General features: G+C 75.3%; 18 protein-coding genes. 5 read left to right on the plus strand and 13 right to left on the minus strand.

Features of this window, described 5'->3' with window-relative positions:
• Nucleotides 1-60: 60 nt before the first annotated feature.
• Together ACZ462_RS13680 and ACZ462_RS13685 are read right to left on the minus strand one after the other, a co-directional pair.
• Nucleotides 61-1,794: a class I adenylate-forming enzyme family protein gene (locus ACZ462_RS13680; RefSeq protein ID WP_467806070.1), complete on the minus strand. Its 1,734-nt coding sequence runs from the start codon at nt 1,792-1,794 to the stop codon at nt 61-63.
• Entirely contained in the window at nt 1,791-2,570 is a 780-nt protein-coding gene (locus tag ACZ462_RS13685; RefSeq protein WP_467806069.1) for an SDR family oxidoreductase, read from the minus strand. Before ACZ462_RS13685 ends, ACZ462_RS13680 begins: the two co-directional genes overlap by 4 nt.
• A 91-nt stretch (nt 2,571-2,661) precedes the next feature.
• Between ACZ462_RS13685 and ACZ462_RS13690 the strand changes: the two genes are divergently transcribed.
• The 3 genes from ACZ462_RS13690 (at nt 2,662) to ACZ462_RS13700 (ending at nt 6,345) form a co-directional block, all read left to right on the plus strand.
• Nucleotides 2,662-3,966 (plus strand): exo-beta-N-acetylmuramidase NamZ family protein, encoded by a 1,305-nt coding sequence (locus ACZ462_RS13690; protein WP_467806067.1) that lies wholly within the window; start codon nt 2,662-2,664, stop codon nt 3,964-3,966.
• An 87-nt stretch (nt 3,967-4,053) separates the two neighbouring features.
• Nucleotides 4,054-5,526 (plus strand): serine-threonine protein kinase, encoded by a 1,473-nt coding sequence (locus tag ACZ462_RS13695; RefSeq protein ID WP_468251993.1) that lies wholly within the window; start codon nt 4,054-4,056, stop codon nt 5,524-5,526.
• A 147-nt stretch (nt 5,527-5,673) separates the two neighbouring features.
• Entirely contained in the window at nt 5,674-6,345 is a 672-nt protein-coding gene (locus ACZ462_RS13700; RefSeq protein WP_467806064.1) for a hypothetical protein, read from the plus strand.
• A 657-nt stretch (nt 6,346-7,002) separates the two neighbouring features.
• Here the strand turns inward: ACZ462_RS13700 and soxR are convergent.
• On the minus strand, nt 7,003-7,446 hold the full coding sequence (soxR, locus tag ACZ462_RS13705; RefSeq protein ID WP_467806063.1) for a redox-sensitive transcriptional activator SoxR: 444 nt from the start codon (nt 7,444-7,446) through the stop codon (nt 7,003-7,005).
• A gap of 97 nt (nt 7,447-7,543) precedes the next feature.
• Here soxR and ACZ462_RS13710 point away from each other — a divergent pair, with 97 nt between their 5' ends.
• Entirely contained in the window at nt 7,544-8,008 is a 465-nt protein-coding gene (locus ACZ462_RS13710; protein WP_467806061.1) for a MaoC family dehydratase, read from the plus strand.
• Here the strand turns inward: ACZ462_RS13710 and ACZ462_RS13715 are convergent.
• The 10 genes from ACZ462_RS13715 to ACZ462_RS13760 form a co-directional block, all read right to left on the minus strand.
• Nucleotides 7,999-8,646, minus strand: a complete 648-nt coding sequence (locus ACZ462_RS13715; protein ID WP_467806060.1) for a TetR/AcrR family transcriptional regulator — start codon at nt 8,644-8,646, stop codon at nt 7,999-8,001. The two genes, ACZ462_RS13710 and ACZ462_RS13715, sit on opposite strands and share 10 nt — an antisense overlap.
• Nucleotides 8,647-8,739: 93 nt before the next feature.
• A complete protein-coding gene (locus tag ACZ462_RS13720; protein WP_467806058.1) occupies nt 8,740-9,030 on the minus strand; it encodes a YiaA/YiaB family inner membrane protein in 291 nt (96 codons plus the stop codon).
• Nucleotides 9,031-9,436: 406 nt separating this feature from the next.
• Nucleotides 9,437-10,516 carry a zinc-binding dehydrogenase gene (locus ACZ462_RS13725; RefSeq protein ID WP_467806056.1) on the minus strand — a complete coding sequence of 360 codons (1,080 nt, stop codon included), beginning with the start codon at nt 10,514-10,516 and terminating at the stop codon, nt 9,437-9,439.
• 182 nt (nt 10,517-10,698) lie between these two features.
• Nucleotides 10,699-12,111 (minus strand): aldehyde dehydrogenase family protein, encoded by a 1,413-nt coding sequence (locus ACZ462_RS13730; RefSeq protein ID WP_467806055.1) that lies wholly within the window; start codon nt 12,109-12,111, stop codon nt 10,699-10,701.
• Between the two features lie 103 nt (nt 12,112-12,214).
• Nucleotides 12,215-13,660, minus strand: a complete 1,446-nt coding sequence (locus tag ACZ462_RS13735) for a CitMHS family transporter (protein ID WP_467806053.1) — start codon at nt 13,658-13,660, stop codon at nt 12,215-12,217.
• Nucleotides 13,661-13,733: 73 nt separating this feature from the next.
• Nucleotides 13,734-15,977 carry a molybdopterin-dependent oxidoreductase gene (locus ACZ462_RS13740; RefSeq protein ID WP_467806052.1) on the minus strand — a complete coding sequence of 748 codons (2,244 nt, stop codon included), beginning with the start codon at nt 15,975-15,977 and terminating at the stop codon, nt 13,734-13,736.
• 154 nt (nt 15,978-16,131) lie between these two features.
• The gene (locus ACZ462_RS13745; protein ID WP_467806142.1) at nt 16,132-16,752 is read right to left on the minus strand and encodes a TetR/AcrR family transcriptional regulator; all 621 of its coding nucleotides are present in this window, start codon (nt 16,750-16,752) and stop codon (nt 16,132-16,134) included.
• Between the two features lie 69 nt (nt 16,753-16,821).
• On the minus strand, nt 16,822-18,072 hold the full coding sequence (locus ACZ462_RS13750; protein ID WP_467806140.1) for a hypothetical protein: 1,251 nt from the start codon (nt 18,070-18,072) through the stop codon (nt 16,822-16,824).
• Between the two features lie 155 nt (nt 18,073-18,227).
• Nucleotides 18,228-19,052 carry a cupredoxin domain-containing protein gene (locus ACZ462_RS13755; RefSeq protein ID WP_467806051.1) on the minus strand — a complete coding sequence of 275 codons (825 nt, stop codon included), beginning with the start codon at nt 19,050-19,052 and terminating at the stop codon, nt 18,228-18,230.
• A gap of 695 nt (nt 19,053-19,747) precedes the next feature.
• Complete coding sequence (locus tag ACZ462_RS13760; protein WP_467806049.1) at nt 19,748-21,829, minus strand: right-handed parallel beta-helix repeat-containing protein; 2,082 nt, start codon at nt 21,827-21,829, stop codon at nt 19,748-19,750.
• 155 nt (nt 21,830-21,984) lie between these two features.
• Between ACZ462_RS13760 and hmgA the strand changes: the two genes are divergently transcribed.
• Nucleotides 21,985-23,298: a homogentisate 1,2-dioxygenase gene (hmgA, locus tag ACZ462_RS13765; RefSeq protein ID WP_467806047.1), complete on the plus strand. Its 1,314-nt coding sequence runs from the start codon at nt 21,985-21,987 to the stop codon at nt 23,296-23,298.
• Nucleotides 23,299-23,344: the final 46 nt, after the last annotated feature.

The raw sequence follows: 23,344 nt of genomic DNA on the forward strand, positions 1-23,344 counted from the left end.
CGTCCTTCCTTCCTGTGTTCCGCGGCCGGTGCGGCCGCTGCGGCCCTGCCTCGTGCGACCCTACGACTGTTTCCGGCCGCGGTCGCGCAGTTCCCGACGCAGGATCTTGCCACTCGTCGTCTTCGGCAGGACGGGCAGGACCTCCACTTCGCGCGGGTACTTGTACGCGGCCATGCGGGCGCGGCAGTACGCGGACAGATCGGCCGGCTCGGCGGCGGCGCCGGGCAGCAGGCTCACGAACGCCTTGACGGTCTCACCGCGGTAGGGGTCGGGGACGCCGACGACGGCGGCCTCCCGGACGGCCGGGTGCGTGTGGAGCACGTCCTCGACCTCGCGCGGCCACACCTTGAACCCGGAGGCGTTGATCACGTCCTTCTTGCGGTCGACGACGTACAGCCAGCCGTCGGCGTCCATGAAGCCGACGTCGCCGGTGCGCAGCTCGCCGCCGGGGAAGGCCTCGGCGGTCTCCTCGGGCCGCCCCCAGTAGCCGTGCGCGAGCTGGGGGCCGCGTACGGCGATCTCGCCGATCTCGCCGAGGGGGACCTCGGCTCCGCTGCCGTCGAGGATGCGGACGGCGGTGTCGGCGCCGGGCAGGCCGACGGAAAGGGTGCCCGAGCCCGGGTCGACGGGCGCGTCGAGGTGGACGGGGACGGAGGCGACGGCCGCCGTGGACTCGGTGAGCCCGTACCCGTTGCGCAGCCGGATCCCGAACCGGGCGTGGAGCCGCTCGACCAGGGCGGGCGGGACGGGGGCGCCGCCCGAGGAGACCACCTGGAACGAGGCGAAGTGGTCCGGGGTGGCGGCCGGGTGTGCGGCGAGCGCCGTGAAGGCGGTGGCCGGGCCGATGGTGTAGGCGGGGCGGTGTTCGAGCAAGGCGTCCAGGACGGCTCCGGGCTCGAAGCGGTGGGCGAGGACGAGGGTGCCGGCGTTGACGAGGCAGGCGCCGAGTTCGCACACCATGCCGGTGATGTGGAAGAGGGGGGCGAGGGCGAAGTAGGCGGCGCCCTCGGCAAGGGGGTGCCCGACGACCTGGCGGCGGGCGTTGTGGGTGAGGGCCCCGTGCGGGTTCACGGCGCCCTTGGGGGTGCCGCTGGTGCCGGAGGTGTAGCTGATGAGCGCGGGGTCTGCGGCGGTGAGGCCGGGGTCGGGCGGGGCCGGGAGGCCCCGGCGGGCCGTGCGGGCGAGGTCGGCGGGGGCGGGTGCGGGCGGCGCGTAGGGCCCGTCGGGCGCGTCGGGAGTGGGGCCGAACACGCGGGTGTCGTCGCGGGACTGGAAGTCGCGGTCCCGGGCGGTCAGGACGGTGGTCACCGCGGTGCCCGCGGCGGCCGCCCGCAGCTCCGCCGCCCAGGCGCGGTCGCCGCAGACCAGTGCGGCGGCGCCGGAGTCACGCAGGACGTGCCGCGCCTCGGCCTCCTTGTACATGGGGTTGACCGGGACGACGACGGCGCCGGCCTTCCAGGCGGCCAGGACGGCGAGCACGAAGTGCGGGGTGTTCTGCAGCGCGACGGCGACGCGGTCGCCGCGGCCGATGCCGCGGGCGGCGAGGTGGCCGGCGAGGGAGTCGCTGAGCGCGTCGGCCGCGGCGTAGCCGATTCGCCCGTCGAAGTAGGCCAGCGCCGTACGGCCGGGGGCGCGCCGGGCGGCGGTGCGGAAGGCGTGCAGCAGGGTCGGCGGCGCGTCGAGCGGCGCGCGCTGGGCCGGGCTGAGCAGCCGCACCCAGGGGCGCGCGGCGTAGGGGGAGGCGGTCTGCGGGACCGGCCCGGCGGGGTGCGGCGCGAACCGGGCTGGGGTCACCGCTGCTCCCACGTCCGTTGGAGCCGGTTCATGCCGCTCAGCCAGCGGTCGGGGTCGGCGGCGCGTCCGGCGGCGTGCTGCGCCACCTCGGGGTGCGGGAGGATCAAGAACCGGCCCTTCTCCATGCCGTCGAACAGGGCGTCCGCGACCGCGTCCGGCTCGATCGCGGTCGGCGCGAGGACGAGCTCGCCCGCCGATCCCGCGGCGGCGAGCATGTCGGTGCGGACCCCTTGCGGGCAGATGGCGTGGACGCGGATGCCGCGGTGGCGGTAGGTCAGCGAGAGCCACTCCGCGAAGGCGAGCGCACCGTGCTTGGTGACACTGTACGGGGCCGCGCCGATCATGGTCAGGAGACCGGCGGCCGAGACCGTCGAGACGAAGCGGCCGCTGCCGCGCTCCAGCCAGCGCGGGAGCAGCAGCCGGGCGGCGCGGACGTGGGCCATCACGTTGGTGTCCCAGGCGGCCTCCCACACGGCCTCGTCGGCGAACGCGTCGCCGCCGGCGGCGATCCCGGCGTTGGCGCAGTAGACGTCCACCTCGCCGCCGAGGGCCTCGCGGGCCTCCGCGGCGACGGCCGACGCGTCGCCGGGCACGGCGAGGGCGCGGTCGCCGATCGATGCGGCCACGGCGGCGGCCCTGGCCTCGTCGAGGTCGTTGACGACGACGGTCGCCCCGCGGGCGGCGAACCCGCGGGCGAGGGCGGCGCCGATGCCGCCGCCCGCGCCGGTGACGACGACTCGCTGGTCCTGGTACGTGCTCGCTGCGCCCATGCTCATGGGGATCACCTCTCACCGGCCGGCCGGACGCCCGGCAGACTAACCGGTCGGTATGTCGGGGTGGAAGGGTCCCGGGCCCTAGCGTGGCCGGATGACTTCGACGTCTGGGCTGTCGCGACGGGGGCTGTTGGGGCTGGCCGCGGGCGCGGGCGCCGCCGTCGTACCGGCCGGGGCGGCCGGGGCGGCGGGGGCGGCGGGCCGGACCGCCGCCGAGGGGCCGCCGGGGCGGTCCGGGCGGCGCACGGAGCGGGTGCGGACGGGCTTCGAGCGGCTCGCCGCGGACGGCTACGCGCTGCTCGCCGGGCAGCGCGTCGGCGTGGTCACCAACCCCACCGGGATCACCGCCGACGCCCGCCACCTGGTGGACGTCCTGCACGCCGACGCGCGGGTCCGCCTCGTCGCCGTGTTCGGGCCGGAGCACGGCTTCCGCGGCACGGCGCAGGCGGGCGGCTCCGAGGGCCCCGGCCGCGACCCGGCGACCGGCCTTCCGGTGCACGACACGTACGGCGCGAGCGGGCAGCAGCTCGCGGACCTGTTCACGGCGGCCGGGGTGGACACCGTCGTCTTCGACATCCAGGACGTCGGGGCGCGGTTCTACACCTACATCTGGACCCTGTACGACTGCATGCGCGCCGCCGCGCTGGCCCGCAAGGCGGTGGTGGTGCTGGACCGGCCCAACCCCGTCGGCGGGCGGCGGGCCGCGGGACCGGTCCTGGAGCGGGCGTACGCGAGCTTCGTGGGGCGCGAGCCGATCGCGCTCGCGCACGGCATGACCGCGGCCGAGCTGGCGCTGCTGTTCAACGGGGAGTTCCTCGCGGCCGCCCCCGCCCGGCTGCACACGGTGCGGATGTCGGGATGGCGCCGGGAGTCCTTCTTCGGGGAGACGGGGCTGCCCTGGCTGCCGCCGAGCCCGAACATGCCGACGCCGGACACGGCGCTCGCCTACGCCGGGACCTGCCTGTTCGAGGGCACGAACCTGTCGGAGGGGCGCGGCACGGCCACCCCGTTCGAGGTGGTGGGCGCGGAGGGCGCGGACCGCCGGTGGGCGGAGGCCGCGGATGCGCTGGGGCTGCCGGGTGTGTGGTTCCGGGAGGCGTACTTCACGCCCACCTTCTCCAAGCACGCGGGGAAGGTGTGCGGCGGGGTGCGACTGGTGGTGCACGACCGGTCCGCGTTCGACCCGGTGCGGGCGGGCATCGGGCTGCTGGTGACGGCGCGGCGCTCCTGGAGCGGCTTCGCGTGGCGCGCGGACCACTGGATCGACCGGCTGACCGGCTCGGACCGGGTGCGGCGGATGGTGGACGCGGGCGCCGGCGTCGACGAGATCGCCGGCGACTGGGCGGCGGGCCTCGCCCGGTTCGCCGCGCAGCGGGAGCGGTACCTGCTCTACCCGTAGGGCGGACGGCGGCTGCACGGGTCTGGCCGGTGCGGGTGCGCGGCAGGATGCTGGACGCACCAGGCGGCGGCGCGGAGAGGGGAACCCATGGCGGCGGAGACGGGAACGGGGACAGGGGCAGGCACGGGGACGGGGCACCGGGCGGGGACGGCGCCGGCGCACGGGGACGGGGCCGGGGACGGGGGTGGCGGCGCGGCGGCCGGGAGCGCGCTCGCGGCGGCCGCGGTGGGCGTGTCCCCGTACGCGGAGCTGGTCTTCGACGCCCAGGGCGACGCCGATCCGGCCGGCCTGCGGGCCCTGGCAGGCATCGGGGCCACCGATCTGCTGGTCTTCGCGCACGGCTGGAACAGCGACCGGTCCGCTTCCGTCCGCCTCTTCGACCGCTTCTACGCCCCCTTCGCGGGGCTGGTGGGGCCACGGGTGCGGCTGGGGTACGCGGGGGTGGTCTGGCCGTCGATCCGCTTCCCGGACGAGCCGATCCCGGACTTCGAGTCCCTGATCGCACCCGACACGGGCGCGGCCGAACCCGGCACGGGCGCGGGCACGGGCGCGGGCGCGGTGACGGGCGCGGGCGCGGCCCTGGACGCCGCCACCCGAAGGGCCCTCGCGGACTTCTGGCCCGGGCGCGCCGCGCAACTGGACCGGGTGGCCGAACTCCTCGCATCGCGGCCGGAGCGGGAGGAGGCCCTGACCGAGTTCGGGGCACTCGTACGGCAGCTGGCCGGTGTCGGCGGGACGGGGACCGGCGATGCGGCCGGGGCCGCCGTCGGCGGGGCGCCGGATCGCGGGGTCCCCGCCATTTTCACCGAGGACGTGCACGACGTGTGCCGTGCCCTCGCGGAGGGCCTGGCGGCGGCCGCGGGCCCGTCGGCACCGGCGCTCACGGCGGCGGGCGACCGGCACGCCCTGTGGGGCGGGGCCAAGGAGCTGCTCCGGCAGGCGACGTACTACGAGATGAAGAAACGGGCCGGCGCAGTCGGCGAACGGGGCCTCGGGCCTGCCCTCGCGGAGCTGGCGGCCAGGCGGCCGGAGCTGCGTGTCCACCTGATCGGCCACAGCTTCGGCGCCCGGGTGGTGTCGTTCTCGCTGCGCGCCGTCCCTGCCGGGGCCCGCCACGTGAAGTCGCTGACCCTGCTGCAGGGCGCCTTCTCGCACTACGCGTTCGCCGACCGGCTGCCCCACGACGGCGGGCGCGGCGGCGCCCTGCGCGGCCTCCAGCACCGGGTCGACGGCCCCGTGGTGGCCTGCCACTCGAAGCACGACGCCGCGCTGCGGGTCTTCTACCCGCTGGCCTCCCGGATGGCAGGGGATTCGGCCGGTCTGCTCGGGTTCGACGCCCGGTGGGGCGCGATCGGGCACGGCGGGGTGCAGGCCGTCCCCGGGGCGGTGCGGCTCACCCTCGCCGCGGCGCTGCGCTCGGGGGTGCCGGCGTCCGGTTGCGTCAGCGTGGACGCCGCGTCGGTCGTGCGGCGCGGCGGTCCTCCCGCAGGGGCGCACAGCGACATCTGCCACGCGGAGCTGGCACGCGTGGTGGTGGCCGCGGGGCGCATGGGGCGCTGACTTCCGGCCATGTGCCACCCGCACGCCTCGTCCGCCCCCGCATGCGCCTGCACCTGCCGGGGCATGTTGGGCACATCCCGTGGTGCGCCGTCGTTCGACGGGTACGGCGCCGCGGTGTGGACGGCGCGAGGCGGAGGTGAGGGTGTGATGGCAGGATTCCGGAGCCTGGCTTACCAGGTGCGTGATGCGCGCAACGACCGTGCTTTGCGGCGCCATTCGCTGCGCCGCTGCCTGGAGCGGTTCGCACCGTACGGGCACAGGGCGACCTGGTGGCACCTGTGCGACCGGCACGGCATCGCGCCGGAGGACCGGGCGGCGGACCCGCAGCGGCTGGTCGCGGCACTGGAGGAGCTGGAGGAGGCGCGGGCGGTCTGGCTGGCGTACGAGCGGCAGTTCGCGGAGCGGCGCCGGCGCGAGAAGCACGACGGGCTTCGCCGCCCCGAGTGGGCGTGGGGCGGCAGCGGGGACGCCGTGGTGCGGTGTGCCGACCCCGGGGTGCGGCCGGAGGGGACGCTGGCGGAGGTGCTGCGGCGGCTGGTCGCGGCCCTGGAGTCGGAGCCGGGGACGGCCTGCCCGGTCTGCGGCGAGCACGAGCTGCACTGGCCCGCGGCGAGACGGGGGCGTGGCGCGGGCCGCGGTGCGGGATGCGCTCGGCAGCCGGCGGGCCGCGGCAACGGCGGCGGGCCCGGGTCGTGGGAAGGAGCGTGGGCCTGGGACGGCCCGGTCTGCGCGGGCTGCGGCATCGTGGTACCCAGGCCCGCGCTCGCGGACTCCGCCTGGGGCGCCCCGCCGACTCCCGCTGCGGCCGGAGCGGCGTGACCCCGCCCCGCGCCCGGCACGGAACCACCGGTGCTCGCCCAGGCGCATCGGGCCCGGGGCGGCGGCGGACTCGGCGAATCCGGGATACAGCAGAAAGGCCTGCACGGGCGCCATCCAGCCCGTACCGGCCGAGCGACGGACCGCGGCGGCCCCGACGCAATGGGCCCCACACGAGGTGGCGGCCGGGACGCTCCGGACACTCGTCCCTCCGCCTGCTCCGCGCGGCCGCGAGAACCTGCCGCCGGTGGCGTTGCGGGGCACGGGGGTCTCCGCACCACCGACGGCACTCGAACCTCACCACCGAGCCGCATCCACCGACACGGACACCCGGGTGCTCCGCTCCTCCGCCCCGCTCCCCCACCTCAGTCACCGGCCTACGCCGCACAGACGAACCCAACCCGCGCCAATCCAGCCCGCGCGGCGCCTGAGCGCGACGGGCGCGAAGCGCCCGAACTCCCTGCGCACCCACGGGCAGACCCCGCACCCAGCGGCATACGGGCCCACAAACCAGCCCGCGCGGCGCTTGAGCGCGACGGGCGCGAAGCGCCCGGACTCCCTGCGGTCGGAGCCCGCGGCGGCGGGACCCGCACCCGGTTGGACGGCAGGCGGCGGGCCCACGCCGTGGCGCCGACCCCCGACCCCGCGGCGGCGGCCCGGCTACAGGCGGGAGCCGGTGAGCTTCTCACCGAAGACGTCGTCCGGGTTGGACAGCGCGCAGTTCTGCAGCGAGAGGCACCCGCAGCCGATGCAGTCCGCAAGGTGGTCGCGCAGCCGCAGCAGCTGGTTGATCCGCTGTTCGAGCTCGCCGCGCCACATCTCGGAGAGCCTGGCCCAGTCCTCGCGGTTGGGGGTGCGCTCCTCGGGAAGCTGGGCGAGGGCGTCGCGGATGGCAGCGAGCGGGATCCCGACGCGCTGGGCGGCCCGTACGAAGGCGACGCGGCGCAGGGCGTCGCGGCTGTAGCGGCGCTGGTTGCCGGAGGTGCGCCGGCTGCTGATCAAGCCCTTGGTCTCGTAGAAGTGAAGGGCCGAGACGGCCGCGCCACTTCGGGCGGACAGCTGGCCGACGGTGAGTTCGTGGATTTTCTCGGGAATCTGCGGCACCCGGCCGAGGGTAGTCGGACCCGCCGCGCTCCGTTGACATATACATGCGGCCCCGGGATGCTGAGCAAGCGCTTGTTCGCCACGGAGAGGAAGAGGCATGCCGGAGCCGAGGGTCTTCACGTCCGCCGAGGAACTGCGCGCCGGAATCGGCGAGCCGCTCGGGCCGAGCAACTGGCTGGAGGTGGACCAGAAGCGCATCGACCTCTTCGCGGACGCCACCGGCGACCACCAGTGGATCCACGTGGACCCCGAGCGGGCCGCGGCGGGCCCGTTCGGCTCGACGATCGCGCACGGCTACCTGACGCTGTCGCTGCTCCCGAGCCTGGTACCGCAGATCATGCGGGTCGAGGGCATGCGGATGGGCATCAACTACGGCACGGACAAGGTGCGTTTCCCGGCCCCGGTGCCCGTCGGGTCGCGGCTGCGCGCGACCGCCGTGATCACGGACGTCACGGATGCCGCGGGCGGCGGTGTGCAGGTCGCGGCGACCGTCACCGTGGAACGGGAGGGCGGCGACAAGCCGGTCTGTGTGGCGGAGTCGCTGTCGCGGTACTACTTCTGAGGCAAGGCCGGGCCGGCGGGCGCGGCGCCGACCATGCGCAGGACGAGGTCGGCGTACAGCTCGCCCACCTCCTCCGGGGTGCGCTGCCCGGCCGTGTTGAACCAGCGGGCGACGTCGATGCAGAGGGACAGGACCGCGAGCGTGGTCCCCGGCACGTCGGGCACGTCGAACTCGCCGGCGGCGACCCCGTCGCCGAGGATGCGGCGCACGACGGCGTCGCTCTGGCGGCGCAGCCGCACGATCTCGTCGCGGTGTTCCGGGGCGAGGGCGTCCAGCTCGTACTGGACCACGCGCGCGGTGGTGTGGTGCGCGGCGTGCCACAGCACGAACGACCGGACTGCCGCGCCGAGCCGGTCGGCCGCCGTGCCGGGACCGGCGGCGGCCGTCTCCAGGATGTCCAGGGCCTTGTCGTGGCCTATCCGGCTGATCCGGTGGAGCAGTTCTTCCTTGGTCTTGTAGTGGATGTACAGGGCGGCCGGGCTCATGCCCGCCCGGCCCGCGATGTCCCGCGTGGTGGTGGCGTGGTAGCCGCGTTCCGCAAACGCCTCGACGGCGGCCACGAGCAGCCGCCGGGCGGCGTCGGGGGTCACTTCCGACCAGGGCCGGTAGCCGCCGGCCGTCTCCTCCGCGCTGCCCATCGTTCGCCCACCTTCTCGTCACTGTCGGAGGGAACACCTTACCGGAGGGTGAGCAAGCGCTTAGACGTCGGAGCGATGGATGGCCGCCGCGGGTCAGACCTTCGGCTGGAAGGGGTCGTAGTCGGCGAGGATCTTCTCCATGCGCGCCTGGTCGACGCGGCTGACGATCCCGGTGATCTCCTGGCGGTCGCGGACCACCTTGGCGAGGGTGAACGCCGAGGTGGTCAGGTAGAGGACCGCGACGCCGAGGAAGGCGCGGACCCAGCCGTCCGCGTCCAGGTGGTAGATGCCGAGGGCCACCGCGGTGAGCGCGACGGCGAAGGAGGCGACGGCCTGGGCGTGGTAGGCCGCCGTGGTGCGCTGCTTGACCGGTGTCTCGTTCATGGCCCCAGGGTCGGTGCGGGCGGGCACGGGCGCATCCGCTCGGGTACTCAAGTCCCGTGCTCAGGACGGGCAGCGGCGGCCGGGTCCGGAGGGCGGCCACGCCGACCGGCAGCTTCCGGGATCCGGCTGGCAGGCGGGGTCGAGGCGCCGGCCAGCGGCCGATCCCGGGGGAACGCGGCGGCCGACACGGTGGGCGCGCCGGCCGAGGCGGCGCCCGCCGGGTCTGGGCCGGCGGGCGCCGGAGGCCTCCCCTGGGCAGGGCCCACCCGCCGGCCGAGCGGCAGCGCAACCGGCCGAGGGCGCGTTCGAACCCGGGCTGACGGCCCTGCCGGACGGTCTCTCCCTCCGGTGCACGGCTCCGCGGCGCCCCTGGGCACACCGCGGACCGTCGCGCACGCGGCCGGGGTCAGAAGACGACGAGGGAGCGTCCGCCCTTGCCCGCCAGCATGGCGTCGAAGGCGCCCGGGATGCCGTCGAGGGTGATCCGGTCGGTGACCATGGCAGCGAGGTCCAAGCGGCCGGCGCGCACGTGCTCGGCGAGGACCGGCAGGTCGCGGGCCGGGTCGCAGTTCCCGTAGACGCAGCCGGTGAGGGTGCGGGCGAAGCGGAAGATGTCCATCGCGCTGAAGGCGACCTGCTGGTCCTTCCCGCCGATGCCGACGACGGTGGTGCGGCCGCCCCGCCGGGTGGAGTCCCAGGCGGCGCGGATGGACGAGGCGCGGCCGACGCACTCGACGGCCGCGTCCGCGCCGCGGCCCCCGGTCGCGGCCCGGACCTCCTCGACCGCGGTGTCGGAGGCGAGGACGAACTCGGTGGCCCCGGCCGCCCGCGCCAGTTCCTCCTTGGCCGGGGAGACGTCGACGGCGACGATCCGCTCCGCCCCCGCGATCCGCGCGGCCTGCACGGCGGCCAGGCCCACACCGCCCACGCCGAAGACGGCGACGGACTCGCCGGCCCGGACGCGGGCGCTGTGGTGGACGGCGCCGTAGCCGGTGAGCACCGCGCAGCCGAGGAGCGCGGCCTCGGCGAGGGGGATCCCGGCGGGCGCGGGCACCACGCAGGCGGCCGCGACGACCGTCTCCTCGGCGAACGCGCCGACGTTCAGGCCCGGGTGCAGCGGTGTGCCCGCGGAGTCGTGGGCGTGGACCGCGCCGACCCCGGCCAGGGCCTTGGCGCACAGCCACACCTCGCCGATCGTGCAGTGGTGGCACCGCCCGCACGAAGGCGACCAGTTGAGCACCACCCCGTCGCCCGGGGCGACGTGGGTGACGCCCTCGCCGACCGCCAGGACCGTGCCGGAGCCCTCGTGGCCGAGTACGGCGGGGACGGGGACCCGGACCGTGCCGTCGCAGAGGGAGAGGTCGGAGTGGCACACCCCGGCGGCGGCGAGGCGGACCCGGACCTGCCCGGGCCCGGCGTCGGGCAGGACGACCTCCCGTATCTCCAGCGGTGCGCCGACGCCGGGCAGGACTGCGGCACGGACCATGGTCGATCCCGTCTCTCGGGGCCCCGGCCGGCGGGCCGGGGCAGGGCAGGGTGGAAGGGGAGGACCGGCCGGCGAACCGGCCCGGCCGACCGGTTCCGGCCCGGCCGGGCAGTTCCGGCCCGGCCGGGCTGGTTTGGCCCGGCCGGGCTGGTTCGGCCCGGCCGGGCTGGTTCGGGGCGGCGTCAGAACTGGAGCGACTTGGTCTGGAGGTACTCGGCCAGGCCGTGCGGCCCGAGTTCGCGGCCGACGCCGGACTGCTTGTAGCCGCCGAACGGCGCGAGGGGGTTGAAGCGGCCGCCGTTGATGTCCACCTGGCCGGTGTCCATGCGCCGGGCGAACGCGACGGCCGTTTCGTCGTCCGCCGCCCAGACCGCGCCGCCGAGCCCGTACACGGTGCCGTTGGCGATGCGCAGGGCCTCGTCCTCGTCCCCGTAGGCGATGATCGACAGGACGGGGCCGAAGATCTCCTCCTGCGCGATCACCATGTCGGGGGTGACGTCGGCGAAGACGGTCGGGGCGATGTAGTAGCCGCGGGGGTGCGGGGCGTCGGGGCCGCCGGCGACGAGACGGGCCCCCTCCTCGATGCCCTTAACGATGTACGCGCGCACGCGGTCGCGCTGCTTGGCGTTGACGACCGGGCCGAGGCGGGTGCCCGGCTCGCGGGGGTCACCGACGGTGTACGGGGCGACGGCGGCGGCCGCGAGCGAGACGGCCTCCTCGTACTGGTCGCGGTGGACGAGCATCCGCGTGAGCGCGTTGCAGCTCTGGCCGGAGTTGTTCATGACGTGGCCCACGCCCGCCGCGACGGCCTTGGCCAGGTCGGCCCCGGGCAGGATGACGTTGGCCGACTTGCCGCCGAGTTCGAGGGCGAAGCGCTTGACGGCAGCGCCGGCCGTGGCGCCGATCAGCCGGCCCACCGCGGTGGAGCCAGTGAAGGAGACCAGGTCCACGCCTTCGTGCGCGGCGAGGGCCTGCCCGGCGACCGGGCCGGTTCCGGTCACCAGGTTGAACACGCCGGCAGGGATGCCCGCCTCGTGCACTGCTTCGGCGAAGAGCTGTGCGGTCAGCGGGGTGTCCTCGGCCGGCTTGAGGACGAGGGTGCAGCCGGCGGCGAGAGCGGGTGCCACTTTGGCAACGATCTGGTGCAGCGGGTAGTTCCAGGGCGTGATGGCCCCGACCACGCCGACCGGTTCGAGCAGCACGGTGGAGTTGCCGATCCGCTCCTCGAAGGCGTAGGAGGCGGCGAGTTCGGCGAAGGAGGCGGACACCGCGAGCGGCGCCCCCACGTGGACGCGCTCGGAGAAGCCGGCCGGGGAGCCCAGCTCGGCGGTGATGACCTCGGTGAACTCGGCCTTGCGGGCCGCCACCGCATCACGCAGGGCCCGGATCAGGGCCGCCCGCTCCGCCGGCGGCGTGGCCGCCCAGCCGGGGAAGGCGGCCCGGGCGGCGCGCACCGCCGCGTCCACGTCCTCCGCGGTGCCGGCCGGCACGTCGGCGATGACCTGCTCGTCGGCCGGGTTGACGACCTCGATGCGGTCGCCTCCGGCGGCCGGCCGCCATTCGCCGGCGATGTACATCCCGTCGTGGGCCTTCATGGCGCTTCCTCCCCCGAACACGCACGGGTGTGCGGACCTGGTCTGGTGGCCCCACCCTACAAACCGGCGCGGCCGCGCCGCGGGGGTGGCCGGGCCTCCGCGGTCAGACGATGCCGAAAAGCATCCCCGCCGCGAGCACGGCGAGCGAGGTCAGCGCCGCCCATTTCACGGTGAAGCGGGTGTGGTCGCCGAACTCGACACCGGCCATGCCGACGAGGACGTACACGGCCGGAACCAGCGGGCTGGACATGTGCAGGGCCTGGCCGACGAGCGAGGCGCGGGCGATCTCCAGCGGGGAGACGCCGTGCGCGGCGCCGGCCTCGGCGAGGACGGGCAGCACGCCGAAGTAGAAGCCGTCGTTCGACATGAAGTAGGTGAGGGGCAGGCTGAGGAGGCCGGTCACCAGCGCCATGTGGGGGCCCATGCCCTCGGGGACGGCGGCGACGAGCCAGTCGGCCATGTGCTTGACCATGCCGGTGCCGCTGAGGACGCCGGTGAAGACGGCGGCGGCGAAGACCATGCCGGCGACGTTGAGGACGTTGTCGGCGTGGGCGGCGATCCGGGCCTTCTGGTCGGGCATGTGGGGGAAGTTGACGGTGAGGGCGAGGGCCGCACCGAGGAGGAACAGCACCGGTATGGGCAGCAGCTCCGTGATCATCGCGGTGAGGAGGGCGGCGGTGAGGCCGGCGTTGAACCAGTACAGCCGCGGCCGCAGCGTGGGCCGGCGCGGGTCGAGCCCCTGGAACCCGCCCCGGAGCGGCCCGCCGCCGGCCGCCCCGGCAGTCGCGACGGGACCGGAGGCCGCGCCGGACGCGGCTGCCGAGCGGGAGTCGGTGCCGCGATCGGCGGCCGGGACGGTGTCGGCCGCAGCGGTGTCGGCGGCGTCGGCGGCGACCGCGGCGGGCTGCGGCTCGGCGCCCCCGGGCAGCGCGAGCGTGCCGAGGCGGCGGCGCTCCTTCAGCCCGAGGGCGTAGGCGAGGGCGAACACGCAGAGCAGGCCGACGGCCAGGGCCGGGATCATCGGGACGAAGATGTCGCCCGCGTCAAGTTTCAGGGCGGTGGCGGCGCGCGCCGTGGGGCCGCCCCAGGGGACGGTGTTCATGACGCCGTTGGCGGTGGCCGCGACTCCGGTCATGACGACGAGGCTCAGGCCGAGCCGCTTGTAGAGGGGGTACATGGCCGAGACGGTGATCATGAAGGTGGTGGAGCCGTCCCCGTCGAGGGAGACGATCGCCGCGAGGACGGCGGTGCCGACGACGACGCGCACCGGGTCGGCCTTGCAGAAGCGGAGGATGCCCCGGACGACCGGGTCGAAGAGACCGACGTCGATCATCACGCCGAAGTAGACGATGGCGAACATCAGCATGGCGGCGGTCGGGGCGAGTTTGCCGACGCCGTCGATGACGTAGTCACCGAGGTGGGCGCCCTGCCCTGCGAACACGCAGAAGAGCGCGGGGATGAGGACGAGCGCCGCGATGGGCGACATTTTCTTCATCATGATCAGGACCAGGAAGGTGACGATCATGGCGAAGCCGAGGAAGGTCAGCATGCAGGGAACGTAGGGGGCCTGCGAAGGGCCCAACAAGACGTCCGGGCGTGAGCAATACGAGCAAAACCCCAGCTCAGGGCAGGGGCTCCAGCTCGACGGGGAAGCCGTTGAGGACCGCCGTGCCGGACAGCGGGTCGAGTCGGGAGCCGTCGAGGAGCTGGTTGACGTTGGCCCCGGGCGAGGCCGCGGCGACGGACAGCCGGGAGCCGTCGCGGTCGTGGCCCCAGCCGTGGGGGAGGCTCACCACACCGGTGCGGACGGTGTCGGTGAGCTCGACGGGCACCTCCAGGCTGCCGCCGTCGGCGGTGATCCGCGCGCGGCCGCCGTCGGTGAGGCCGAGCCGCTTGGCGTCCTCCGGGTGGACGTGGAGGGTGCAGCGGTTGGAACCTCCGGTGAGTGCCGGGACGTTGTGCATCCAGCTGTTGTTGGACCGCAGGTGGCGGCGGCCCACGAGCACCAGGGCGGCGGGGCGTTCGGCGAGGGCGTCGTGCAGCCGGGGGAGTTCGGCCGCGATCGGGTCCGGCAGGAGCTCGATGCGGCCGCTGCGCGTCTTCAGCACGCCCGGGAGCCGGGGCTGCAGGGGGCCCAGGTCGATGCCGTGCAGCCGGTCGAGGAGCCGCGCCAGGCTGAGCCCTCCCTCGGGGGCGGCGCCGAACAGGTCGCCGTACGGGCCGAGCCGGAGCATGAGGTCGAGCCGCCGCTCGGGGCCGCTGCCGCCGGTGAGCAGGCCGGCGAGCCGGCCCGGGTCCTGCCCGTGCAGCGGCGACTGCGGGTCGGCGGTCTCCTTGGCGAGGGCGGCCTGGATGACGGGCTCGTCGACGGCGGCCGCCGCGTCGGGGACGGCGGGGCCGTGCAGGCCGGCCGCCGCGAGGACGAGGCGGGCGTGGATCTCGCACTCGTCGAGCAGCCCGGCCTGGAGCGGGACCGCGGGCCGGGTGTAGCGCACCTGGTTGCGTACGGCGAACCCGTTGAAGGCGAAGTCGTGGTGTGCGCTCTGGGCGGGCGGCGGGGGCGGCAGCACGACGTGGGCGTGGCGGGAGGTCTCGTTGAGGTACGGGTCGACGCTGACCATGAAGTCGAGGCCGGCCAGCGCCTCGTCGAGGCGGCGCCCGTCGGGGGCGGACAGCACCGGGTTCGCGGCGATGGCGACCAGGCCGCGGATCCGCCCCTCCCCCGGCGTCTCGATCTCCTCGGCGAGGGCGGCGAGGGGCAGTTCGGACTTGGCTTCGGGGTGGCCGCTGACCCGGCTGCGCCAGCGGCCGAGGGTGAACCCGCGGCCCGGCCCGGCGGGCCGGGGCCGGGGTCCGGCCGCCGGGAGCGGGAAGAGGGCGCCGCCCGGCCGGTCGAGGTTGCCGGTGAGGATGTTGAGCACGTCGACGAGCCAGCTGGCGAGGGTGCCGAACTCGACGGTGCAGCTGCCGATCCGCCCGTAGACCGCGGCGGTGGGTGCGGCCGCCAGGTCGCGGGCGAGGGCGCGGATCTCGGCGGCCGTGATGTCGCAGGCCGGGGCGACGGCCTCAGGGGTGAAACGGGCGAGGGCCTCGCCGAGTTCCCGGAGTCCGCGGAGGTGGTCGCCGAGTTCCGGCGGCAGCGCGGGGCGGGGTTCGGCGAGCAGGATGTGGGCGAGGGCGGCCAGCAGGAGGGCGTCGCTGCCGGGGCGGGGCGCGAGGTGCCGGTCGGCGAGGCGGGCGGTGCGGGTGCGGCGCGGGTCGACGACGACGAGGGTGCCGCCGCGGGCGCGCAGCGCCTTGAGCCGGCCCGGGAAGTCGGGGGCGGTGCACAGCGACCCGTTGGACTCGACCGGATTGGCCCCGATCAGGAGCAGGAAGTCGGTGCGGTCGAGGTCGGGGACGGGGATGGCGGAGGGGTCGCCGAACAGGAGCCCGCTGGAGACGTGCTTGGGCATCTGGTCGAGGGTGCTGGCGGTGAAGAGGTTGCGCGTGCCGAGCGTCCGCAGCAGCAGCGGCGGGTAGAGGGCGCCGGCCATGGTGTGGACGTTCGGGTTGCCGAGGACGACGCCGACGGACTGCGCGCCGTGCTCCCCGACGAGCGCCGGGAGCGCGCTGGCGACGGCTTCGAAGGCCTCGTCCCAGCCGGCTTCCCGGAGCCGTCCGCCGCGCCGGACGAGCGGGGTGCGCAGCCGGTCGGGGTCGGAGTCGAGCGCACCGAAGGCAGCCCCCTTGGGGCAGATGAAGCCGCGGCTGAAGACGTCCTCGCGGTCGCCGCGGGCGCCGGTGACGGCGGTTCCGTCGACGGTGAGCGTGAGGCCGCAGGTGGCTTCGCAGAGGGGGCAGATGCGCAGGGCGGTGCGGGGCATGGGCCCTCCCGGGCGGCAGGCCGGCAGGCGGCGGTCACGTCGGTGTCGTACGGGCCCCACCGAGCATACCGACCGGTACGCATGTCGGGGAGAGTGCGGCCCGGAAAGGCGCGGCAGGCCGGGGTCGGTGCCGACTGGGGGGGCGGCCGCCGATTCAGTCGAGGACCCGGGCGAGGTAGGCCTGCATCATGGCCCGGATCTCGTCCACGATCGCCGGATCCCCCGCCGGGTCGGTCCGGAAGGCCAGTTTGGTCAGTGCGTCCGTGGCCTCGACGGCGACCAGGACGGCCCGCTCCAGGCCGGCGTCCGGCGTGCGGCCGAGGTGGGAGGCGAGGAGTTCGGTGAGGCGTACGGCGACCGTCCGGTTGGGGTCGGCGGCCGGGCCGTCCTCGGGCGGGGAGGGCACGCCGAAGTCGACGAGCGCGAAGCCGGGCACCGTCCGCTTCATGGCCAGGTACTCGTCCAGGACCGCGTCGACCACGGGCCGCCAGCCGGCGGCCGGGAGGGCGGCGAGCCGGTCCGCGATGGCGTCGGTGTAGCAGTCCAGGTTGCGGTGGGCGAGGGCGAGGGCCATGGCCCGCTTGTTGCCGAAGAAGCGGTAGACCGATCCGATGGGCACGCCGGCGCGTGCGGCGACGGCCCGGGTGCTGAGGCTCTCGTAGCCCGATTCGTCCAGGAGTTCGGCGCAGGCCTCCAGGATCCGGGCGAGCCGGTCGGCGCTGCGCTGCTGTACGGGCGTACGGCGCAAGGGGTGGGTGGCGGGCACGGGGTCCATCATGCCGCTCCGGGCGTGCGGTTTCAGCCGCCGTGCGCGACGGGCGCGGGCCCGGCGGGCGGCGGCGGGTCAGTTCAGGAGGAGGGCGATGCCTCCGAGGGTGTACGTGATCATCAGCGCCAGTAGCGGGATCTGTCCGGCGAGGGCGCGGCCGGGCGGGAAGAGGCGCACCGCGCGGTCGTGGGCGGCGATCACGCCGAGGACGTGCCCGGTGACGACGGACACGACCTGGAGGGCCGCGAGACCGCCGGGGCCCAAGGGGGACAAGGGCTCGGGCCGATTGTCGGCGGCGAGTGCCATGATTACCGTGCGTGGTCCTTCGGTCACGAGAAGGGAGAAGTAATGGGCGATGAGATAGCCGAGGGCGATCGGCACGAGTGAGTGCGCGAAGGCCGTCAGCGGGCCGGGGTGAGGGCCGCTGACGAGGCGGGTGGCCGCCGCGCACAGGCAGTAGAGGGTGGCGACGAGGGCGACGGAAGCGAGCAGTCCGAGGGTGGCCGTGGGGGTGCGGCCCAGGGGGGAGGTCTGGAGGGTGGTGATCCATGAGGGGTTGTCGCTGAAGCCGTCGTAGGCGGTGGAGCCGAGCAGGACGCAGACGGTGGCGACGAGACCGGGCCGCTCGGGCGTCGCGTCGAGTCCGTGGAAGGGGTTGCGGAGGACGAGGAGGCCGTCGGCTCGGCGGCCGAGGGGCGAGAGCCGGGCCAGGAGCGCGGAGTACGCCTCGAACGCGTCGCCTTCGGCGAACCAGCGCTCGCCGAAGCGGGCGGCGAGCGCAAGGTGGGCGGCGCCGTAGAGGGAGAGGGCGATCAGGAGGGGGGTGGTGGATGCAGGATCCGGAGATGCGAGTTCCAGCCAGGTGAAGCCGAACAGCCCGACCGCGGCGGGCCACTGGCCGATCCGGGCCGGCAGGGGGGCCGGCTGCCTGCGCAGGGAGCGGGGCAGCAGGCGGTACAGGGTGCGGAGCGGGTTCAGCAGGCCCCAGACGGGGCCGAGGAGGAGGGAGGCGGGCACGAGGCCGACCCAGAAGAGGACGTAGACGGCGCCGGGGCCGGGGTTGCGGGCGGGGTCGTCGGGACCGAGGAGGAGGGAGGCGAGGACCGCGAGCGCGGCGGCGAGGCCGACGACGCGCAGGGCGGCGCGTGTGGCGGGCGCGTCGGCGATCCGCTGGAGGGCGGTCGGCATGGCGATGCCGGACCGTCCGCCGCGGAACCGGGAGGAGGACCAGAGCAGGCCGAGGGCGAGGAAGGAGGCGAACAGTGCGGTGAAGGCGCCGGCGAACGCGTAGAAGGGAGAGATCGGCAGGTCGTGCTGGGATCCGATGCCGTGCGCGAGTGCGGTGAGCGGGTGGTCGGCGAGGGCGGCCGCACCGGCCGGGTCGGGGACCGCGCCCCGGCCGGCGACGGCTGCGCCGAGGTCGGCTGTCGGGGAGCCCGCCGCGGACGGGGGGCCGCTGCCCGGCCCGTGGGGCGGCGGCGTCACCGGACCAGCAGCTGCGTCAGGACGAGCCGGGAGGCGTGCGTCTCGACCTCGAACAGGCCCGTGCGGTCGGCGGTGAGAACCAGGGTGGCCTCCTGTCCTGCGGGTAGGGCGAGTTCCCTGTCGTAGCCGTGGACGTGGAGGGTGTCGGCTCGGTCGCTGGTGACCCGCAGGGCGACGCTGTCGCCGCGCTTGAGTTCGGTGCGGCCGGGAGCGGGCGTCACCCTGCCGTCCTTGACGGCGATGGTGACCGTGCGGACGGCGGCCGGGGCCGGCGCGGAGGGCTGCGCCTGCGGTGGCTGCCGGGCCTGCGGCGAGGCGGGCCCGCCGTGGCCGTGGCTGCCGTGCGAGCCCCCGGCCGGCGCGGACAGGGCGGTGCCGGCTTCCACGGCCTTGCCGCCGACGGCCCACGCGGTGTGGTCGTCGGCGTAGAGGCGGACGGTCAGGGTGTGTGCGCCCTCGGGCACCTGCGCCGCGGGCAGGTGGAACCAGGGGCCGTACAGCCGGGCCACCTTGCGGCCGTCCAGCTCCAGGTGGGCGTGGCCGGAGCCGGGGATGGCAGCGCCGCCGGCGCTGCCGGGGGTGAAGCGGAAGTTCTGTACCACCAGTTGGACGTTCCAGCCGTCCTCGCTGTCGGGGTGGACGCTGATGCCGACCTGCGGGGCCCCTGCGGCGGGCACCTCGCGGAACCGGTGGCCGGCGCCGTCGCGGGCGTCAAGCAGGGTTCCGGCGCTGCCGGACGCCTGCTCGTGGCTGGTCCCCGGCTTGTGGTGGGTGGTGGCCCGCCCGCCGCAGCCGGCCACGGCGCCGCCGAGGAGCACCACGGCGACGAGCAGAACGGCACCCCGCTCCCGCCGCCGTGCCCGCCTGCCCGCGACCGGCTCCCCGCCACCGGCCGCACCGGCCGGACCACACCTGCCTCCCCGCCCGGCGGCCACACCCCCGCCCCCGCACCGGCCCTCCGCGCCGGATGCGGGGCCGGGCCCGGGCGCGCCCTCGCCCGGACGCGACGGGGCGGGGCGGGCCGGCACCGCCGTCGGCGGGTGGAGTGCGGCCGTCGGGGATGGGCGGACCGCCCCGGAGGCTGCTGCCGCGGCGGGGCCGGGACCCCGCACGTCTTCGCCCGGACCCGACGGGGCCGGACGGGCGGCCACCACTGCCAGGGGTGGGGCCGCCGGGGACGGGACGGCCGGGCCGGGACCCCGCACGCCCTCGCCCGGACCCGACGGGGCCGGACGGGCGGCCACCACTGCCAGGGGTGGGGCCGCCGGGGACGGGACGGCCGGGCCGGGACCCCGCACGCCCTCGCCCGGACCCGACGGGGCGGGGCGGGCCGCCACCGTCGGCGGGAGTGCGGCCGTCGGGGACGGGTGGAGCGCCGTGGGGGCTGTCGCGGCGGGGCCGGGGTACGGTGCGCCCGCTTCCGGATCGGGCGGGGTGGGGCTGGCCGTCGGCGTCGGCGGGTTGGAGGGGGGCGGGGTCGGGGGGACGGTGGGCGCGGGAGGGATGGGGGGCCGGGTCACTTGGGGCTCCTCGCGGCGGGGGCGGGGGTGGGCGTCGCGGCGGGGGTGGGGGTGGGGCGGGTGGAGGCTGCGGCGGCCCAGAGGGTCCAGGCGACCGCGATCAGGGCGCGGGCCCAGGCGGGGCTGACGGGGGTGCCCGGGATCATGAGGACGGCCTTGTCGAAGGCGTCGAGCAGGGTCAGGCCGGCCAGGAGGAGGGTCAGCCGGGCCAGCCAGGGGCGGTCGGCGTGCAGGGCCGCGCCGGCGCCGGCCCACCACAGGCCCAGGAGGAGCAGCGCCAGGGCGGGGACGGCGGTGTCGGCCAGCGGGGTCGTGGAGCCGGCCACGTCCAGGGCCAGGCCGGCCAGGCCCAGCAGCGACGCGGCCGTGCCCAGGCGGGAGCCGCGCAGCCGCCTGGCCCACAGGACCGCCCCGATCAGTCCCAGGATGGCGGCCGTCCCGAGGGCGATCTGGGTCTCCACCCGGGCCAGGCCCCGGGCGCCGTACCAGTCGCAGCCCGCGGGGAGCCTGCGCGCCTGTACGTCGTAGTCGGCGCAGACGAGCAGCTGCGCGAGTTTCACCGGCTCGCCGACCAACCGGTGCGAGCCGCCCGACACCGCTCCGCGGCGCTCCCCGCACTCGGGGAGCGTGCCCGGGGAGGAGCCGTCGGGGCCGGGCTGCCAGCAGTTGCCGCGGCCCTGGCCGTCCCACCAGACGTCCATCCCGTTGGGGCGGACGGCCCCGGCCTTGTCGCGGCCCAGGACGTTCCCCGCGTACCGGTTGTGGTGGGAGGTGTCGGCCTGCTTCGACCAGGCCTTCTCGCCGCGGATGAAGGCGGGCACCGCGGACAGGTAGAACCCGGCGCGGTGGTGCCCGTACACCCAGTTGCCCTCGTAGATGTTCCAGTTGCCGCCGGCGGTGATGATGCCGGTGCCCGGCGGCATGGAGATCTGCGGGCAGACGACGCCCTGCTCGTAGCCGCGTTCGACGGGCGGCTTCGCGCAGGTGCCGTCGGCGACGTAACGGTAGTAGTCCTGGTTGTTGTCGTGGATGAGGTTCCGCTCGAACTTGGCGTGGTTCTGCGGCAGGCCGGGGTGCCCGGGGAAGGCGCTGTCCATCGAGGCGCCGCCCATGTTGTGGTCGAACTCGTTGTCGTGCACCCACACCGAGTCCCCGGCGGTGCCGGAGTAGCCGACCATGTTGTGGTGGCTGCGGCAGCCGGTGATCTCGATGGAGTAGCGGGGGACGTCGTAGCCGCGGCCGTCGTTGATGTTGCTGGCACTGCCGGGGTAGATGCCGGAGTCGCCGTTCCCGTACGACTCGCAGTTCTTGTACAGGCCGTGGTCGCTGGCGAAGGTCAGGAAGCCGTACTCGTCGTTCCAGCGGGTCAGGACGTCGTCGATGACGAAGCCGTCGCCGGCGAGGACGTACAGGGCGTTGAAGGTGGTGCGCTGGGCGGTGAAGTTGCGGAAGTAGACGCCGTTCGACCTGTCGGCGCGGAGGGCGTTGAGCTTCTGGTACTTGGCGTCGATCACGACGTCCAGCCGGGACGCCCCCGTTCCCTCGATCTGGAGGTCCTTCTTGCCGAGGATGGCGACGAGGTTCTGGTTGTGGCGGCACTGCACCTGCTGCTCGTACGACAGGATCTGGTAGCCGAGCGCGGAGGACGGGGCCTTCAGGGCGGCGCACTCCCCCGAGGGCTTGGGCAGGGAGGGCTCCTCCTCGTACAGGCCGGGGAGGATCGCGATGTTCATGCCGGGCCTGTCCACGGCGTCGACGGCCTGCTGGAGGTGGCGGTAGCCGGTCTTCTCGCACCGCTCGTACAGGGCGAGGTTGCGCTGTCTGAGCGCCTCGGGGAACGCGGCGATGCGGCGTTCGAAGCCGGGCCGGTCGGTCTTGCAGACCAGCAGGTCGGGCTCGGCGCTGCGGTAGGCGGGCACGGATCCGGTGCCGTCGGGGAAGGCGACGGGCCGCTCCTCGTGCGCGCGGGCGGCGGGCGCGGCGGTCAGGAGGGTCAGCAGCGGCAGCAGGGCGAGGAGGGCGGCGAGGAGGGCCGGTCGGGCGGCGGGGCGTCTGCGGGTCCACGGGGTCCACGGCATGCGCGAGAGAGTAGAGCAATGTTCATGTTTTCGGATCCCCTGCGGCAGCACCGGTTCGGGGCGCGCCCCTCCCCCCTTCCGGGCGCCCATTGACGTGCGGGCCGCGGAATCCTACTGTCGGCCATAGGATTCCTTCGACAGAGCGGAAGCACCCCATGAGCGAGCAGGCCAGGAAGACGGCCGAGGCCCTGGAGTACCTCACCGGGTTCGGCAACGAGCACAGCTCCGAGGCCGTGCCCGGAGCCCTCCCGTCGGGCCGCAACTCGCCCCAGCGCGCCCCGCTCGGCCTGTACGCCGAGCAGCTCAGCGGCAGTGCCTTCACCGAGCCCCGCAAGCACAACCGCCGCTCGTGGCTGTACCGCATCCGCCCGTCGGCCGCGCACCCGCCGTTCACCCGCGTCGACAACGGGTCCCTGCGGACGGCGCCGTTCACCGAGGCCCCGGCCGACCCGAACCGGCTGCGCTGGAACCCGCTGCCCGACCCCGCCCCCGGCACCGACTTCCTGGCCGGCCTGTGGACCCTCGGCGGCAACGGCGACGCCGCCCAGCGCACCGGCATCGCCATCCACCTCTACTCCGCCGACACCGACATGACGGACCGGGTCTTCAGCGACTCCGACGGCGAGCTGCTGATCGTTCCCGAGCGCGGCGGCCTCCTGCTGCGCACCGAACTCGGCCTGCTCGCCGCCCGCCCCGGCGAGGTGGCGCTGATCCCCCGCGGCGTCCGCTTCCGCGTCGAGCTGCTCGACGACACCGCCCGCGGCTACGTGTGCGAGAACTACGGGCGCCCCTTCGAGCTGCCGGACCTCGGCCCGATCGGCGCCAACGGCCTGGCGAACGCCCGCGACTTCCGGGCGCCCGTGGCCGCGTACGAGGACGAGGACCGGCCCACCGAGGTCGTCAACAAGTTCTGCGGGAACCTCTGGTCGGCGACGTACGACCACTCCCCGCTCGACGTCGTCGCCTGGTACGGCACACACACCCCGTACGTCTACGACCTGCGCCGCTTCAACGTGCTCGGCTCCATCAGCTACGACCACCCCGACCCGTCGATCTTCACGGTGCTGACCTCGCCGTCGGACACCCCCGGCCTGGCGGGCGTCGACTTCGTGGTGTTCGCGCCGCGCTGGCTCGTCGGCGAGGACACCTTCCGGCCGCCGTACTTCCACCGGAACGTGATGAGCGAGTACATGGGCCTCATCGAGGGCTCCTACGATGCCAAGGCCGAGGGCTTCGTCCCCGGCGGCGGCTCGCTGCACAACATGATGTCGGCGCACGGCCCCGACCGGGAGACCTTCGACAGGGCCAGCGCCGCCGAGCTGAAGCCGCAGAAGATCGACGACGGCCTGGCCTTCATGTTCGAGACGCGCTGGCCGATCACCGCGACCGCCCAGGCAGCCGGTGCGGACCACCTCCAGCGTGCGTACGACGGCGTCTGGGAGGGGCTGGAACGGCACTTCCGCGCCTAAGATGCTCCCGGCCCCCGCCGGGAGGGGCCGCGCGCCCCGTGCGCGC

Source organism: Streptomyces sp. NPDC031121 (assembly GCF_055570615.1).

Coding starts and splice junctions, on each gene's coding strand:
- ACZ462_RS13695 (WP_468251993.1), top strand. CDS start 4,054: ATGGCGGCGGAGACGGGAACGGGGACAGGGGCAGGCACGGGGACGGGG.
- ACZ462_RS13730 (WP_467806055.1), bottom strand. CDS start 12,111: ATGAAGGCCCACGACGGGATGTACATCGCCGGCGAATGGCGGCCGGCC.
- ACZ462_RS13735 (WP_467806053.1), bottom strand. CDS start 13,660: ATGCTGACCTTCCTCGGCTTCGCCATGATCGTCACCTTCCTGGTCCTG.
- ACZ462_RS13690 (WP_467806067.1), top strand. CDS start 2,662: ATGACTTCGACGTCTGGGCTGTCGCGACGGGGGCTGTTGGGGCTGGCC.
- ACZ462_RS13710 (WP_467806061.1), top strand. CDS start 7,544: ATGCCGGAGCCGAGGGTCTTCACGTCCGCCGAGGAACTGCGCGCCGGA.
- ACZ462_RS13700 (WP_467806064.1), top strand. CDS start 5,674: ATGGCAGGATTCCGGAGCCTGGCTTACCAGGTGCGTGATGCGCGCAAC.
- ACZ462_RS13740 (WP_467806052.1), bottom strand. CDS start 15,977: ATGCCCCGCACCGCCCTGCGCATCTGCCCCCTCTGCGAAGCCACCTGC.
- ACZ462_RS13760 (WP_467806049.1), bottom strand. CDS start 21,829: ATGCCGTGGACCCCGTGGACCCGCAGACGCCCCGCCGCCCGACCGGCC.
- ACZ462_RS13745 (WP_467806142.1), bottom strand. CDS start 16,752: ATGGACCCCGTGCCCGCCACCCACCCCTTGCGCCGTACGCCCGTACAG.
- hmgA (WP_467806047.1), top strand. CDS start 21,985: ATGAGCGAGCAGGCCAGGAAGACGGCCGAGGCCCTGGAGTACCTCACC.
- ACZ462_RS13720 (WP_467806058.1), bottom strand. CDS start 9,030: ATGAACGAGACACCGGTCAAGCAGCGCACCACGGCGGCCTACCACGCC.
- ACZ462_RS13685 (WP_467806069.1), bottom strand. CDS start 2,570: ATGAGCATGGGCGCAGCGAGCACGTACCAGGACCAGCGAGTCGTCGTC.
- ACZ462_RS13725 (WP_467806056.1), bottom strand. CDS start 10,516: ATGGTCCGTGCCGCAGTCCTGCCCGGCGTCGGCGCACCGCTGGAGATA.
- ACZ462_RS13715 (WP_467806060.1), bottom strand. CDS start 8,646: ATGGGCAGCGCGGAGGAGACGGCCGGCGGCTACCGGCCCTGGTCGGAA.